The organism is Winogradskyella sp. PE311 (genome assembly GCF_046545555.1).
Classification (GTDB): Bacteria; Bacteroidota; Bacteroidia; order Flavobacteriales; family Flavobacteriaceae; genus Winogradskyella.
Genome location: NZ_JBHZTH010000001.1, coordinates 565747 through 583181 on the forward strand (window position 1 = coordinate 565747; position 17435 = coordinate 583181).

Annotated in this window: 8 protein-coding genes; 5 read left to right on the forward strand and 3 right to left on the reverse strand. The window is 34.3% G+C overall.

Translation table 11 applies throughout. The annotated features are described in order from the left end of the window. The first annotated feature begins 2 nt into the window (after positions 1-2). The 3 genes from ACFWU4_RS02500 to ACFWU4_RS02510 all read left to right on the forward strand — a co-directional run bounded on the left by ACFWU4_RS02500 (position 3) and on the right by ACFWU4_RS02510 (position 3794). The gene (locus ACFWU4_RS02500; RefSeq protein ID WP_411124538.1) at positions 3-2363 is read left to right on the forward strand and encodes a penicillin-binding protein 1A; all 2361 of its coding nucleotides are present in this window, start codon (positions 3-5) and stop codon (positions 2361-2363) included. Positions 2364-2436: 73 nt separating this feature from the next. After that, positions 2437-3138 (forward strand): CoA transferase subunit A, encoded by a 702-nt coding sequence (locus tag ACFWU4_RS02505; protein ID WP_411124540.1) that lies wholly within the window; start codon positions 2437-2439, stop codon positions 3136-3138. 2 nt (positions 3139-3140) lie between these two features. Next, a complete protein-coding gene (locus ACFWU4_RS02510; RefSeq protein WP_411124542.1) occupies positions 3141-3794 on the forward strand; it encodes a CoA transferase subunit B in 654 nt (217 codons plus the stop codon). A gap of 200 nt (positions 3795-3994) precedes the next feature. Here the strand turns inward: ACFWU4_RS02510 and ACFWU4_RS02515 are convergent, their stop codons facing one another. Further along, entirely contained in the window at positions 3995-4123 is a 129-nt protein-coding gene (locus tag ACFWU4_RS02515) for a hypothetical protein (RefSeq protein WP_411124543.1), read from the reverse strand. Between the two features lies 1 nt (position 4124). Beyond that, complete coding sequence (locus ACFWU4_RS02520; RefSeq protein ID WP_411124545.1) at positions 4125-5816, reverse strand: ABC transporter ATP-binding protein; 1692 nt, start codon at positions 5814-5816, stop codon at positions 4125-4127. Positions 5817-6038: 222 nt separating this feature from the next. On the opposite strand from ACFWU4_RS02520, the gene ACFWU4_RS02525 reads away from it, so the two are divergent. Next, a complete protein-coding gene (locus tag ACFWU4_RS02525; protein WP_411124547.1) occupies positions 6039-11258 on the forward strand; it encodes a M14 family zinc carboxypeptidase in 5220 nt (1739 codons plus the stop codon). Positions 11259-11468: 210 nt separating this feature from the next. Beyond that, a complete protein-coding gene (locus ACFWU4_RS02530) occupies positions 11469-16655 on the forward strand; it encodes an immunoglobulin-like domain-containing protein (protein WP_411124549.1) in 5187 nt (1728 codons plus the stop codon). A 54-nt stretch (positions 16656-16709) separates the two neighbouring features. Here ACFWU4_RS02530 and ACFWU4_RS02535 read toward each other — a convergent pair whose 3' ends face one another. Then, positions 16710-17423 (reverse strand): 3'-5' exonuclease, encoded by a 714-nt coding sequence (locus ACFWU4_RS02535; protein WP_411124551.1) that lies wholly within the window; start codon positions 17421-17423, stop codon positions 16710-16712. Positions 17424-17435: the final 12 nt, after the last annotated feature.

The following is a 17435-nucleotide window of genomic DNA, read 5'->3' on the forward strand; positions in this document are numbered from 1 at the left end:
TTATGGCAAAAAAGAAAATATCACAATCTAAGTCTAAAACTATAGATTACGCAAAATACGTTCGTTGGTTTTGGATGACTTTTACAGGTGGAATTTTGGCTGTTATTTTATTATTTTTATTAGCGTCATGGGGTGCTTTAGGCGATATGCCAGATCACACGCTTTTAGAAAACCCGGAAACTAATTTGGCTACTGAAATAATCTCTTCAGACGGTAAAACACTTGGTAAGTTTTATTTTAACGATAATAGAACACCGGTTGATTACTCGGATTTACCTAAAAATTTAGTAGACGCATTGGTTGCTACAGAAGATGCGCGTTTTTACAGTCATTCTGGTATAGATGGTAGAGGAACATTACGTGCTTTTTTCTTTTTAGGAAGGAGGGGTGGTGCAAGTACTATATCTCAACAACTCTCCAGACAATTATTTGTAGGTGTTGCTTCACAAAATATCTTTGAGCGATTAACACAAAAAATTAAGGAATGGGTTATAGCTACTCGTCTTGAGAGACAGTATACAAAGGAGGAAATCATAGCAATGTATTTTAACATCTATGACTTTGGTAATAACGGTGATGGTATCCGTTCTGCAGCTAGAATATATTTTGGAAAAGAACCTAAAGATTTAGACTTAAAGGAATCAGCTATGTTGGTTGGGATGTTTAAAAACTCTTCACTTTACAACCCTCGTAGAAATCCTGTTGGAGTAAGAAATAGACGTAACGTTGTTCTATCTCAACTTCATAAATATGAGTACATTAATGAAGTTTCAAAAGATTCCTTACAGCAGACAGAATTAGATTTAAATTATTCTCCAGAATCTCATAGAGAAGGTATTGCTACATATTTTAGAGAATATCTTAGGGGTTTTATGAAAGAATGGGCAAATGATAATAATAATAGAAAGCCAGACGGTAGTAAATACAATATCAATAGCGATGGATTAAAAGTTTTTACAACTATAGATTCTCGAATGCAAAAGTATGCTGAAGATGCGGTTGCATTGCATATGCCAAGACTTCAAGCAGAATTCGATCTTCAAAACACACCAAAATTTAATAAAACAGCACCTTTTAGAGAACTTGATCAATCGGAAATCAATAAATTAATGAAGGATGCAATGCGACGTGGTGAAAGATGGAGAATTTTAAAAGGCCAAGGAAAATCTGATAAAGAAATTGAGGCGTCTTTTGACCAACCTGTTGAGATGACAATTTTTAAATGGATAGATGGTAAGGCTGATGAGGTAGACACGATTATGAAACCGATGGACTCAATGCGCTATTATAAATCATTTTTAAAACCAGGTATGATGTCTATGGATCCATTAACAGGGCATGTTAAAGCTTGGGTGGGTGGAATGAATTATAGACATTTTCAGTACGACATGGTTAAGCAAGGAAAACGTCAGGTTGGTTCTACGTTTAAACCTTTTGTTTATGCCACTGCTATGGATCAGTTGCAATTATCGCCTTGTGATTCGTTTCCTAGAACGCCTATTACTATTGAAGCTAATAAATACGGAAACCCTGAACCGTGGACAGTTAAAAATGTAGATGGAAATTATTCTGGAAAACAAACGCTTAAAGATGCTTTAGCGAGCTCGACGAATACAGTTACCGCACGTTTAATGAATGAAATTGGTCCACAACCCGTTGTAGAGATGGCTAAAAAATTAGGAATTACGTCTGAAATTTTACCAGTACCAGCCATTGCTTTAGGTACAGCAGATATTAGTGTTTATGAAATGGTTGCTGCTTATTCCACATTTGCAAATAAAGGAGTTTATAACAAGCCAGTTATGGTAACGCGTATTGAAGATAAAAACGGGACCGTATTATACCAAGTTGCACCAGAGAGTAAAGATATTCTGAGTGAGGAAGTAGCTTATGTAACTGTTAACCTTATGGAAGGTGTTACGCAAGCAGGTTCAGGTAGACGTTTACGGCATGAAGGTTTTGACAAGTGGAGTAATGTCTATAAAGAAATTATTACAGGATATCCTTATAAATTAAAAAACCCAATCGCAGGAAAAACAGGAACTACCCAAAACCAAAGTGATGGTTGGTTTATGGGAATGGTACCGAATTTAGTAACTGGTGTTTGGGTAGGTGCAGAAGATAGAGCCGCCCATTTTAGAACAACAACTTACGGACAAGGTGCAGCTATGGCACTACCGATTTGGGGTTTATATATGAAGTCTTGTTATGCAGATAAAACACTTAATGTTTCAACTTCTGATTTCGAAAAACCTTCTGAGCTTAATATTAGAATTGACTGCGAAGTTAAAGATGAAGGTGACTTAGGCCAAGATTCCGATACTGTAGATGATGATGTAGTTGAAATCGATTTTAGACCCTAGGTTATATTCCATATATTTTAGTATAAAATTTTAAAGGATAATCGTATTTTTCAATTACTAAATTTATCAATTTATGATTAACAAAAAAGTAGCTAACGTATCTGATGCACTTCACGGTGTAATGGATAACATGACCTTTATGTTTGGTGGTTTTGGTTTATCTGGTATACCAGAAAATGCGATAGCCCAATTAGTAAAGCTCAATATCAAAGGGTTAACTTGTATTTCTAATAATGCAGGTGTAGATGATTTTGGTTTAGGATTACTTCTACAACAAAAACAAATAAAAAAGATGATCTCTTCTTATGTAGGGGAGAATGATGAATTTGAGCGACAGATGTTATCTGGTGAGTTGGATGTAGAATTAATACCTCAAGGAACACTGGCTGAACGAGCAAGAGCTGCACAGGCAGGATTCCCTGCTTTTTATACTCCTGCTGGTTACGGCACTGAAGTTGCAGAAGGAAAAGAGATAAGAGAGTTTAATGGGAAAATGCATGTGTTAGAATATGCTTTTAATGCTGATTTCGGATTTATAAAAGCTTGGAAAGGAGATGCTGCAGGTAATTTAATTTTTAAAGGTACAGCAAGAAACTTTAATCCAAATATGTGTGGTGCTGCTAAAATAACGGTTGCCGAAGTAGAAGAGTTAGTGCCTGTAGGAGAATTAGATCCAAATCAAATACATATACCTGGTATTTTTGTTCAACGTATTTTTAAAGGCGAGCTTTTTGAAAAGCGAATAGAACAGAAAACGGTAAGACAACCTAATTAATTATGCTAGATAAAAATGGAATTGCTAAACGTATAGCAAAGGAAGTAAGAGATGGTTATTATGTTAATCTAGGAATTGGTATTCCTACATTAGTTGCCAATTTTGTTAGACAAGATATAGAAGTTGAGTTTCAAAGTGAAAATGGGGTTTTGGGTATGGGACCTTTTCCATTTGAAGGAGAGGAAGATGCTGATATTATTAATGCAGGTAAACAAACAATAACAACGTTACCTGGTGCATCTTTTTTTGACTCTGCCACAAGTTTTTCAATGATTAGAGGCCAGCATGTTGATTTAACTATTTTAGGTGCTATGGAAGTGTCAGAAAACGGTGATATTGCGAATTGGAAAATACCAGGTAAAATGGTAAAAGGCATGGGTGGAGCTATGGATTTGGTAGCCAGTGCAGAAAATATAATTGTAGCAATGATGCATACCAATAGAGCTGGCGCATCTAAGTTATTAAAGTCATGTTCATTGCCGTTGACAGGTGTTGGTTGCGTAAAAAAAATAGTAACAAACATGGCTGTTATTGAGGTTACAGAAAAAGGTTTTCTTTTATTAGAACGAGCACCAGGTATTTCTGTTGAAGAAATAAAAAATGCAACAGAAGGTCATTTGATTATTGAAGGTATAGTTCCAGAAATGGAATTGTAGAGTATAAGAAATTCTAAAAATCTGCCACAAATTATTTGTGGCTTTTTTTGTAGGAAAAATAGACGAAACAGATTACATGTGTTAAAATAAAATGTATTTCATCGAATAAATAAGTGTTTAGACGATATTATTGAAATATTATTGCATATTCGTCATCCCAAATTAAACTAAAATCCTTTTTTGCCCCAAATTAACTAGACCTAATTACTTATGAAGAGTAAATCAAATCTACCAGAACCTACTTTAGAAGAAAACGTTTTGTTTTCTAACTTAAAAAATACAGCGAGAGTAATCTCAGGTGTTTTAAAGTTAACTAAGAAAATATTCATGCTATAACCCCTTAGGTATAGCATGAATTAATTTTTTAGTATAAGTTTTTTTAGGGGATGAGTAAATATCGTCAGCTTCTCCTAGCTCTTCAATTTTTCCTTTATTCATAACTAGTAATTGATCCGCCATGTATTTTACCACGGCTAAGTCATGTGAAATAAATATATACGTAAAGCCAAATTGTTCTTTTAGATCATTTAAAAGGTTTAATACTTGAGCCTGAACGGATATATCTAGAGCAGAAACGGATTCATCACAGATAATTAGTTGAGGTTTTAATGCTATTGTTCTGGCAATGCCTATACGTTGACGTTGGCCTCCGGAAAACTCATGTGGATATTTGTAAAAATCTTCACTACTAAGGCCTACTTTGTCTAAAATGTCCATGACCTCTTTTTTTCTATCTATATAAGAAACACCAATTTTATGTACTTGCATTGGCTCAATTATACAATTTCCAACAGTTAAGCGTGGATTTAAAGACGCAAAAGGATCTTGAAATATAATTTGAATATCTTTTCTAAGCGCACGCAATTCTGATGTGTTTATATTCGTAATATCTTGACCTTTATATTTAATAATACCTTCAGTGGCTTTATCTAATTGAAGAATTGCACTACCAAGAGTAGATTTACCACAACCAGATTCTCCAACAAGTCCAACTGTTTCACCGGGATAAACTTTAAAACTAACTCTATCAACTGCTTTAAACGGAATACCCTTTGTAAAAAAACCTTTTTTAGCTAAGTAGCTCTTTTCGATATCAATAAGTTCTAATAAAGGATCTTGATTATATAATTCTTTATGTTTTTTATTGCGTTGTGCCTTAGAAATAGTTGTATTCTTAACAGTTTCATTTAAAAAGTCAGAAATAGTCGGAAGCTTTTTTAATCTATATTGAGTTGAAGGTCTTGAGGCAATAAGAGCTTTAGTATAAATGTGTTTAGGATTGCTAAATAGAATTCTCGTATCACCTTGTTCTACTATTTCACCTTTGTACATAACCATTACTTTATCTGCCAATTCTGAAACTAGAGATAAATCATGCGAAATAAACAAAATACTCATTTCTGTTTCTTCTTGTATTTCTTTTAATAATTCTAAAATTTCTTTTTGCACTGTAACATCGAGTGCGGTTGTTGGTTCATCAGCAATGAGTAGCTTAGGTTTACAAGCTATTGCCATAGCGATCATAACACGTTGTTTTTGTCCTCCAGAGATTTCGTGAGGATAAGATTTTAATATGCGTTTAGGATTAGGGAGTTTAACTTTTTCAAATAAAGTTAGTACTTCAGATTTTATTTCATTTGTAGAATAAAGCGAATGTTGTTTTAATATTTCTTCAACTTGCGCTCCACATCGCATAGATGGATTTAAAGAACTCATAGGTTCTTGAAATATCATCGCTATTTCACGTCCCCTTAACTTTTGAAATCCTTTATCGGATATCTTAACTAAATCTGTATTATCGTATAAGATAGACCCTGAAGTTATTTTCGAAATTTTTTGCGGTAGCAAGCCCATTAATGCGAGTGAGGAAATAGATTTACCAGATCCAGATTCACCAACTACAGCGGTAATACTATTTTTAGTTAATTGATATGAAATAGAATGGATTAACTCTATTTCTTTTTTTTTGTTAAAAAAAGAAATAGAAAGATCCTTAACTTCTAACAAAATAGGACTTGGCATATGTAAAAATAGTCAATTTTGACAATCAAAAAACAGTAAAAACCAACGATATCCTAAATATTTATAAAAAATACCGTTTTGGTAAAAGTCTAATTATCAAAAAGTTGGTTTTGTGACAAATTATTAATTGTGCATTTCATCGATTATTTATGCGTTTTATGGATAAAATTTAAATTAAATAATATATTAGCGCTCAATTAAATATCATTTAATCCTTTAATAATGAGAAAAATTACCTACCTAATTGTGCTGTTTTTTATAGTGGCACAAAATTCTTTTTCACAAAATGGTCATTCTAGAATTACAATTGATAACCCAAGTCAAACAACTTTAAATATACTTGCACAAGAAGGTATAGATTTAAGGTGTGGTGTAAAACACGAACATCAAAGTTTAACTTTAGACATTTCTGATGTAGATAGAAATGTTTTACAACAGCATGGCATACCATATACAACACAAATAAATGATTTACAAACGTTCTACAATCAAAGAGCAGTAAATTCACTTCCATCTGCCATGGCTGCGTCACAGCTCGAAGATGCAAATACTAGGGCTCATAGAGCTATGGCAAATAATACACAAGGGAGATCTTCAATAGCATCAACAGTTTTAGATAACTATCTTCAATATAGCGAGATAGATGAAAAGGATTGGACAAAACCATTGAATTTCGAATTAGGTTCAATGGGTGGTTGTTACACTATTAGTCAGGTTGAAGCAGAATTAGATCAAATGAGAACATATTCTCAAACTAATAGTTTAGATATAGTTTCTGTGAAACAAGATGCTTCTCCAACGGGGCAAACTACTTGGGGAAATCCATCAGGTACAATTACTAACAATGGCTTAACTTATACTGGGCAAGGTACGTCGAATTGGGACCCTCAAACTATTTATTATATAAGAATAACAGGAAACGAAAGTACTACATCAGAAGGAACAAAACCACAATTACTATTTACTTCGATGATACACTCTAGAGAGGTAAGTGCATTAATGGGTAACATGTATTTTATGTGGTACCTTATTGAAAATTATAATACAGATCCTGCTATTCAAGAATTAGTAGATAATAATGAATTATACTTTATACCAGTCGTTAATCCAGACGGATTACGTTGGAACGAGCATGTTAGTTCATCGGGTGGAGCAATGCAACGAAAAAATTTGAGACCTAATACTGGTGGTACAGGTAATACTTCTGTGAATAGGGGTGTAGATTTAAACAGAAATTTTGATTATTTCTGGGGTACTGCAGGAACAGGTTCTTCTGGCACACCGTCGAGTGATTCTTACAGAGGACCAAGTGCAGCTTCTGAGCCAGAAACCCAAATTATGGTTGATTTTATTTTAGCTAGAAATTTTAAGACAGCTATATGGAATCATACATTCGCAAATTCTATTCCTCATCCTTATGGAGGGAATCCATCTTTTGTTTCTGGAAAAGAAGACGAAATGCATGAGATGCATGCAGATATGACAAAATATAACAGATATGTTTCTGGGGCAACGATATTTACTCCAGCTAATGGAATTGCTGATGATTGGATGGTAGGCGGAAGCGCAGATACTAATGGTTCTACAGGCTCAGGTCAAAGTATTTTAGCTACAACTCCAGAGCATGGAGGTACTGGCTTTTGGCCATCAACTGGTGATATTATCCCTATTGCAAAACGTTCGGTACGTATTTCTTTAGCTGGCGCCTATTATGGTGGTAAATACGCAAAGTTCCATGATTTAACACAGAGTGATATATCAAGTCTATCTTCTAATTTAGATTTTGCTATTGAGCGCGTAGGGCAAACAGCTAGTGATTTTACGTTGAGTGTAACTCCAATTTCGGCAAATATCACTAATATAACGTCACCTTCTACGCAAAGTGGTATGTCAATTTTAGAGCAACGTAATATTTCAGCAGCTTTAACATTAGACCCAAGTATTCAGGCAAATGATAAAATTGAGTATAATGTTACACTTTCAAATAATGATGGTGTGTTTTATAATGTTAATGTAGAAAAATATTATCAACCTGCGCTTATATTCTCAAGTAATCCAGATGTTGATGGCTTAACAGGTTGGACAAGCAGTGGTTGGACGAACACGACTTCAGATGCTTATTCTGGAAGTAATTCTCTTACTACAGGGTCTTATTCAAATAATTCAACTGAGACACTAACTACCTCTAGCGGATATGATCTTTCAGGTTCAGAAGAAGTATTAGTGCAGTTTTATAGTAAATGGGATGTCGAAAGGAATTTCGATTTTGCTGAGCTTCAAGCTTCTACTGATGGATCTAATTGGGTAAATTTAAACGGAAAATATTCAAAACCAGAATCATCATCAAGTACCAATGATCATAATGCAAAAGGTACTACAGATGAGGCGTTTCAAGGTAATAACGCTTCAGGACATATATACGATGGTGATAGAATGGATAAGTGGATTATGGAAGAAATTGTAATTGATGCTTCTAATAATTCATCAGTATTTGGTGCTTCTAATGTATTTTTTAGATTTAGATTGCGATCTGATTCTGAAAACGAATTCGAAAATTATTCTGCTAATGCAGAAGGCTTTTCTATAGATGATTTTAAAGTTATAGGAATTCAAATTCCATGTGCTATTTCAGTACCAACTGGCTTGGCTTCTAGTAACATTTCAACCTATACCGCAGATTTAAGTTGGGATAATATTCCATCTGCAACTTACGATGTTAGGTATCGCGAAACTGGTACAACTCCTTGGACAGATGTATTAGGTTTATCAACATTTAACTATTCAATAGCAGGTTTAGATCCGTTAACAGAATACGAAGCTCAAGTTAGAACTGTCTGTACATCAACCACTTCTAGTTATACAAGCTCTGTAGTATTTACGACTATAGATATTATAACATGTACAGGTCAACTAATTACATCTTTTCCATATACAGAAACTTTTGATTCTGGTATAGGGGATTGGACACAAGATGCCGGAGATGATGGTAATTGGTTAGAAAATTCTGGTGCGACAGGATCTGGTGGAACAGGTCCTTCTGATGATGTAACTGGAGGAAGTAATTATTTATTTTTAGAAGCATCTTCTAATGGTACACCTGGAGAAGTTGGTGCGAATGCAACTGTCCTATTAACAAGTCCTTGTTATGATCTTACGAGTTTGAGTAGTGCGAATTTTTCTTTTTATCATCACATGTTTGGTGATAATCTAGGTACTATTAATTTGGAAATAACATCAGATGACGGAGCTAACTGGACAAATATATTTTCGAGAACTGGTGATAGTGAAGATGCATGGAGATTACAAAATATAAATCTTAGTAGTTATTTAGGTGAGGTTGTTAAGTTCAGATTTACTGGTATTACAGGAGGAGGATTTAGTAGCGATATTGCTATAGATCAAATTAGTTTGAGCGAACTTCCTGTAGCTTGTGCTTCAACTGCAACTGATACGCAGGAGCTTTTAAGTATAATGGATGTGAATTTCAATACTATAGCTAATACGAATACAAGCGCAGATGTATATTCAGATTTTACATCAATATCAACAACTGTTTCTAAAAACACATCATATAATATTTCTATAACACCAAGATATAACGTTGGTACAAATAATGCCGTGGGTTATGCTGTATGGATTGATTATAATGGGAACGGGGATTTTACAGATAGTGGTGAAGATGTATTCTCTGTAGCACCTGTTACAGGAGGTAATGCTGTTAGTGGGTCTATTACAATTCCTTCGAACATAACTACAGCTAGTGTAAGAATGCGTGTATCAATGAAATTTAATGGCACACCTACTTCTTGTGAAACTTTTCAATACGGCGAAGTAGAAGACTATACGGTAAATTTATTTAACGGTTTATTGTATAGCGGGAGTGCATGGACACCTAATGGACCGAATGGCACAACGGGTTCTGAAGATATTATGGTATTAGATGGTGTTTTTAATGTAAACTCTGATATTAATATTAACGATGTCTTAGTTGCCTCTGGTGCAGAGATTAGCGTAGATAAAGCAAATGCAATTACTGTAAATGGTAATATTACCAATAATGGAGAGTTTGTAATGAACTCTGATTCAAATGAGTTTTCAAGTTTGTTATTAGAAGGTAGCGCAACAGCAAATTTAAAATACAAACGTCATGTTAATTCTAATACGAATAGAAATGATTTAATTGCCGCACCTTTTACTGGTGAATCGTTTGTGTCTTTTATAAATAACAACAATAATGTTTTAGCAAACCCTACAGTAACACAGTATTTATTTGGACCATTTGATAAAACTGCGAGTGATTATTTAACCTATTCTAGTACAGAAACAACAAGTTTAGATCCAGGAAAAGGTTATAGGGCTGCATCGACTAATAATGATACATTTACATTTACAGGTGCGCCTACTTCATCAGCTTTAAATGTACCTATTTTTAAGACAGGGTCTGTATATGAAATATGGAACCTCATAGGTAATCCATATCCTTCATATATTAAATTAGAAGATTTTTTAAATGCTAATATAGGAGAGTTTGATTCTGAAAGCGTTGCCGTTTACGGTTATGACGCTGATAATGTAGATGGGAGTTATTGGACAATATGGAACCTCGCTTATGCTGCTTTAAATCCAAATACATTTATTGCACCAGGACAAGGGTTCTTTGTTTCATCTAAAGATGGAGGTGGAAATATTTCATTTACACCATCAATGAGAACAGCAGGTTCTTCAGATGATTTTATTGCTGGTAGATCTACAAGTTCTATTGAGCATGGAACGTTATTGATGAGCTCTAATACTTCAGAATTTAGTACAGATTTATATTTTACAAATAACGCTAGTTTAGGTTTAGATATGGGATATGATGCAAGTCATTTTAATGGGGCACCTTCAAGTTTTTCAATCTATTCAGAGCTTATTGAAGAAAATACAGGTCGAGATATGGCTATACAGGCCATTAGTTTTGCTGATATTGATAACAATCCAATAATACCATTAGGTGTTAACGCTAATCAAGGCGAACAGATTACAATTAGTTTAACCAATTCTACTCTTAATTATAATATTTATTTAGAAGATGTATTAACAAGTACCTATACGCTTTTAAATACTACAGATTATACGTTTACGCCCACTACAGATGTTTCAGATACAGGACGTTTTTATCTTAGGTTTGATAACAATGTTTTATCTGTAAATGATTCAGAATTAGAGAATATTCAGATATACAGTGATTCTAATCAGAAGCAAATTGTTGTTAAAGGTCAATTAAATAATGATACAGAGTTTACTTTATTCGATATTCAAGGTAGAGAAATACTAAAAAGCACATTAAACACAAATACAACAAAAAACAATGTAAGTACAGCTAATTTTATGTCGGGTGTTTACCTAGTTCAACTTTCTAATGCAACCTATAGTATTACTAAGAAATTGATAGTTAGATAAATAAATTACTATTTTAAAAAAAGGGCTCAGATAATTTCTGAGCCCTTTTTTTATATAAAACTAACCATAAGTAAATCGATTCTTACTTTCAGTTACGGTTTTTCCACACATTTTACTATTGTAGCATTAAACTTAATCTTCAATATCGATTTTTTAAAAAAAAGCTATAACTTGATAGTAGCTATTAATTAATTTATTAACCTCACAATTATGAAGATAAAATTACTACTGCTCATTGGGATTATGAGTACAAGTTTTCTGTTTTCTCAAAACAAACAGTTTTGGATAAAGGAAATTTCAACTACTAATGACTTATCTAAGTCTAATCACAAAAATTTAAAAGAATTTCATCTTTTTAGTTTAGATGTTGCTATTTTAAAACAGCAATTAGAATCTGCGCCAAATCGAGACGATTTTGGCCGACCATCTAATGTTGTTATTAGTGTTCCTAATTACAACGGAAAACTAGAACAATTCTCTATAAAAGAGGCATCTACAATGCATCCTGATCTGCAGGCTAGGTATCCAGAAATTCGTTCATATGTTGGGCAAGGATTAGATAATCCATCCTCAGTTCTTAGATTTAGTATTTCTCCAAAGGGATTAAGTGCAATGATTTTATCCAATGATGGGGAAAGCACATTTATTGATCCAATAGGAAATGCTTCTAATTTACATATTGTATTTAATAGAAAAAATAGAGCAGATTTTAACGATGATTTTGAGTGTCAAGTAACAGAACAACTTAATAGATCGATTGACTCTGGTATTGCAGCTAGAAATGCTGATGATTCAATATTAAGGACATATAGACTAGCAATTTCTGCTACAGGGGAATATACTCAGTATCATGGTGGAACTAAGGCTCAGGCCTTAGCAGCAATGAATACTACCATGACTAGAGTTAATGGAATTTATGAATCAGATTTTAATGTCACTATGCAACTTATTGCAAATACAGATGATGTTATTTATACAAGTACCGCTTCAGATCCTTATGGAAATACTACAAGTGGTTATAATTCACAATTACAAAATACTTTAACGAGTGTAATTGGCGAATCCAATTATGATGTAGGTCATTTATTTGCTAATCTTCAAAATAATGGAAACGCTGGTTGTATAGGTTGTGTATGCGTTAATAATCAAAAAGGGAGTGGATGGACATCTCACGTTGTACCAGAAGGAGATCCTTTTGATGTTGATTATGTAGCACACGAATTAGGACATCAATTTGGCGGAAATCACACATGGACTTTTGGTGGAAATGAAGGAGCCAATGCCCAAATGGAACCAGGTAGTGGATCCACAATTATGGGATATGCTGGTATTACTGGAGCTACAGACGTACAGAATAATAGTGACCCATATTTTCATGCAAGATCAATAGAGCAAATAACGGACTATATTAAAACAACATCTTGTCAGACAAATACGAATACTGGTAATAATGTACCAGTAGTAGACGCCGGTTCTAATTACACAATTCCTAGAGGAACCGCATTTGTATTGGAAGGATCTGCTACAGATGCAGATAGTGGGGATATGTTATCATACTGTTGGGAACAATATGATGAAAATAATGCCGCAACAACAAATCCAAATGTTAATGCAACTTCTGGTGTAGCATTTAGGTCGTTTAATCCATCAACAAGTACAGATCGTTATTTCCCAAGACTATCTACCATAAAAACAGGAGCTACGTCTTGGCAATGGGAGGCTGTACCAAATGTAGCAAGGAATTTAAATTTTAGACTTACAGTTAGAGATAATCAAGCTGGAGGTGGAACAAACAATAGTGACGATATGATAGTTTCCGTTAATGGAACTGCAGGACCATTTATTGTAAATTCCCCTAATACCAATGTAACATGGAATGCAGGAACAACACAATCCGTCACATGGAATGTAGCTGGGACTACTGGCAACGGAGTTAATGCTGCCAACGTAGATATATTCTTATCTACAGATGGAGGAGATACATATCCTATTTCTTTAGCATCTGGAGTACCTAATGATGGTTCACATGATATTTTAGTACCGAATAGTCAAGGAAATCAGAATAGAATAATGGTGAGAGGAGCAAATAATATCTTCTTCGATATCTCAAATTCTAATTTTACTATCGCAGGTCAAGTAGTTTGTAATGCTGATGTTCCAACTGGTCTAGCAGCTTCAAATGTAGCAACAACATCTGCAACATTAAGTTGGACTGCTGTTGCAGGAGCGACTTACGACTTAAGATATAGAGAAGTAGGAACTTCTACTTGGACAACGGTTGCAGTTACAGGAATTTCTTCTAACGTAACGGGCTTATCATCTTTAACCCAATATGAAGCACAAGTGAGAAGTAAATGTTCTGGAGGCTCTAATTCAGCCTACAGTAGTTCGGTTAATTTTACAACTACAGATGTTCAATTAAATTACTGCACTTCCGCAAGTACGAATACAAACGATGAATATATTAGTAGAGTACAGTTAAATACTATTGATAATAGTTCTGGCCCTCAATTTTACTCAGATTTTACAGGGATTTCTACAACCTTAACAAAAGACTCGGAATATACGATAACTATTACACCAACGTGGACAGGTACAGTTTATAACGAAGCTTATGGAGTATGGATAGATTATAATAGAGATGGTGATTTTACGGATGCCGGAGAACAAGTATTTACCCAAGGTAATACCCAAGCAACTTCTGTAAGTGGAAGTTTTACGGTCCCTACAGGAGCAGTAGAAAATTCAACAAGGATGCGTGTAACAATGCGTTACAATCAAGTTCCTGGACCATGTGATGGTTTCACTTATGGGGAAGTAGAAGATTATACTATTATAATTGAAGGCAACGGACCAGATACAGAAGCACCCGTAATTACTTTAAATGGATCAGCCACAGTTGATTTGAATGTTGGTGAATCTTATACAGAATTAGGCGCAACAGCAACTGACAATATCGATGGTATTCTTACAAGTAGTATTGTTGTTGCAGGAGATACTGTTGATACAAATACAGGAGGCACATATGTAGTAACTTATAATGTAAGTGATGCTGCTGGTAATGATGCAATAGAGGTAATAAGAACAGTTACTGTAATTCCTGATACAACGGCACCTGTAATTACTTTAAATGGATCAGCCACGGTTGATTTGAATGTTGGTGAATCTTATACAGAATTAGGCGCAACAGCGACTGACAATATCGATGGTGATCTTACAAGTAGTATAGTTGTTGCAGGAGATATTGTTGATACGAATACAGCTGGAACGTATGTTGTAACCTATAACGTAAGTGATGCAGCTGGAAATGTAGCAACAGAGGTTATAAGAACAATTACTATGATTGCAGATACAACAGCGCCTGTAATTACTTTATTAGGTGATGCAACAGTAAACTTAGAGCAAGGAGATTCGTATTCAGACTTAGGTGCAACAGCGATTGATAATATTGATGGAAACCTAACATCGAGTATTATAATAGTAGGTGATAACGTAGATACTAATACTATTGGTTCTTATACTATAACTTATAATGTAAGTGATGCTGCTGGTAATGCTGCTGTTGAGGTTATAAGAACTGTCAATGTAACTATGGATGGTACACCACCAGTGATTACTTTAATAGGAGCATCTAATATAGATTTAAATGTTGGAGATGTATATAATGAATTAGGGGCTACAGCTACGGACAATATCGATGGAAATATTACAGCCAATATTATAATTTCTGGAGCTGTAGATACAAACTCAGCAGGCACATACTTTGTAAATTATAATGTAAGTGACGCTGCAGGTAATGCTGCAAATCAAGTCACTAGAACAATTAATGTCATTGCTGATACAACACCACCGGTAATTGTTTTGGTTGGTAACGCTACAATAAATTTAATAGTAGGAGATACCTATAACGAACAGGGAGCAACTGCAACAGATAATTTAGATGGTAATTTAACATCTAGTATTGTAATAGCAGGCAATGTTAACACTAATGCAGCAGGAGCTTATTCAGTAACATATAATGTAAGTGATAATGCAGGTAATATAGCGAATGAGGTTATTAGAACTGTAAATGTATCAGATCCTTCAACAGGATGTGCAGGTGGAATTTCAACATTCCCATATGCAGAGGGTTTTGAAAATACTTTAGGAGCTTGGTCGCAATCCTCAGCTGACGATATTGATTGGACAGTAGATGCTAACGGAACACCATCAAATAACACAGGCCCATCTAGCGCTACTGAAGGTAACTTTTATGTATTTGTAGAGGCATCAGTTCAGAACGTTGGTTATCCAAATGCAAGAGCAATTTTAAACTCTCCATGTTTTAATCTTACAGGATTAAGTGAAGCTACTTTTAGTTTTAAATATCACCAATTTGGTGCTACTAATATGGGAAGTATAGATTTAGAAATCAGTGACGATGATGGAGCGACTTGGACGTCTATATGGAATAGTACAGGAAACCTTGGCAACTCATGGTTAACAGCTAATGTTAATTTAGATGCATATGTTGGTGGAAGTGTACAGTTACGCTTTAATAGATTAACAGGTAATACTTGGCAAGCAGATATCGCTATTGATGATATTAGTTTGACAGAAGGTGAACCAACTGTAGTTGGGTGCTCAGGAGGGATTTCAACCTTCCCTTACGCAGAAGGATTTGAAAACACCTTAGGCGCATGGACACAGTCTAGTGCAGATGATTTAAATTGGACAGTAGATGCCAACGGAACTCCATCTAATGGAACTGGACCATCTAGCGCGATACAAGGCAATTTCTACATTTTTGTAGAAGCTTCAGGTAATAATACAGGTTACCCTAATAAGCGTGCTATTATTAATTCACCTTGTTTTGATTTAAGTAGCGTATCTACAGCAAACTTTAGCTTTAACTATCACCAATTTGGTTCTAATAATATGGGAACTTTAAATCTTGAGGCAAGTAATGATAATGGTTCAACTTGGACTAGTATTTGGAATAGTTCTGGAAATCTTGGTAATTCTTGGCAATCACAAACTGTAAATTTATCTGCTTATACAGGTGGTAGTGTTCAGTTACGTTTTAATAGATTAACAGGTGGTACATGGCAGGCTGATATTGCGATTGATAATATCAACTTAACAACAGGAACAACCTCTAGAACCGAAAAAGAACCAGAAGTTGTAATTAGTGACGATATAAGAATTTATCCTAACCCTGTAAAAGGTCAAGTGTTAAATGTTAAAACTCAATTTACAGATGTAGCATACGAAGTATATAATTCTATAGGACAAATAGTAGCAAAAGGAAGACTTACGAATGATACTATTAATGTAAGTGTTTTAGATGCAGGAGTCTATCATATTAGATTTGTAATGGAAGATAGAACACTAATGAAACGTTTTATTAAGAACTAGTTAGTAATTAGATCCTTAATTGTTAAACCCAGAAGTAAACTACTTCTGGGTTTTTTATATATGAGTTATTTCACTGTCGTGCAGAAGTTCATCTCCTCTTAAACGCAGAAAAATTTGAGCAACGGCTATCGTATCTTTTTCACAATAGGTTATAATGCGATCTATCTCGTTTTCTTTATAATAGACACGGTAAACTTCACTACCGTCAATATCATCTTTTGGGGAAGGAATTCCTAAAACATTAGTTAATAGTTTTAAAGATGTATAGGTTTTATAGTCACCAAATTTCCAGAGTTCTAAAGTATCTAGATGAGGTACTTCCCATGGTTTTTTACCAAAGAGATTTAGCTTATATGGCAATTCTATATTATGAATAATCATGCGTCTAGCTATATATGGAAAGTCGAATTCCTTACCATTATGAGCACAAAGCAGATGCTTATTAGAGCTAAAATGCGAAATTAATAAGTTTTTAAAGTCCTTTAGAATTTTAACTTCATCTCCATAAAATGAAGTCACTCTAAACGTTCTAACATCTCCTTGCATTTTAAAATAACCAACGGAGATACAAATAATCTTACCAAACTCAGCCCAAATACCAGCTCTGTCGTAAAACTCTTCTGCACTAAATTCTTCTTTACGTTGATACCTAGATTTAGCACTCCAAAGCTCTTGTTTACTGGTATCTAATTCAGAGAAATGTTCCGTTTCAGGAACAGTCTCTATATCTAAGAATAATATGTTTTCTAGGTTGAGTTTGTTAATCATAACATTTCTTTC

Excerpts from the sequence above, each read along its gene's own strand:
- ACFWU4_RS02500 (WP_411124538.1), top strand. The coding sequence starts at position 3 with ATGGCAAAAAAGAAAATATCACAATCTAAGTCTAAAACTATAGATTAC.
- ACFWU4_RS02505 (WP_411124540.1), top strand. The coding sequence starts at position 2,437 with ATGATTAACAAAAAAGTAGCTAACGTATCTGATGCACTTCACGGTGTA.
- ACFWU4_RS02510 (WP_411124542.1), top strand. The coding sequence starts at position 3,141 with ATGCTAGATAAAAATGGAATTGCTAAACGTATAGCAAAGGAAGTAAGA.
- ACFWU4_RS02515 (WP_411124543.1), bottom strand. The coding sequence starts at position 4,123 with ATGAATATTTTCTTAGTTAACTTTAAAACACCTGAGATTACTCTCGCT.
- ACFWU4_RS02520 (WP_411124545.1), bottom strand. The coding sequence starts at position 5,816 with ATGCCAAGTCCTATTTTGTTAGAAGTTAAGGATCTTTCTATTTCTTTT.
- ACFWU4_RS02525 (WP_411124547.1), top strand. The coding sequence starts at position 6,039 with ATGAGAAAAATTACCTACCTAATTGTGCTGTTTTTTATAGTGGCACAA.
- ACFWU4_RS02530 (WP_411124549.1), top strand. The coding sequence starts at position 11,469 with ATGAAGATAAAATTACTACTGCTCATTGGGATTATGAGTACAAGTTTT.
- ACFWU4_RS02535 (WP_411124551.1), bottom strand. The coding sequence starts at position 17,423 with ATGATTAACAAACTCAACCTAGAAAACATATTATTCTTAGATATAGAG.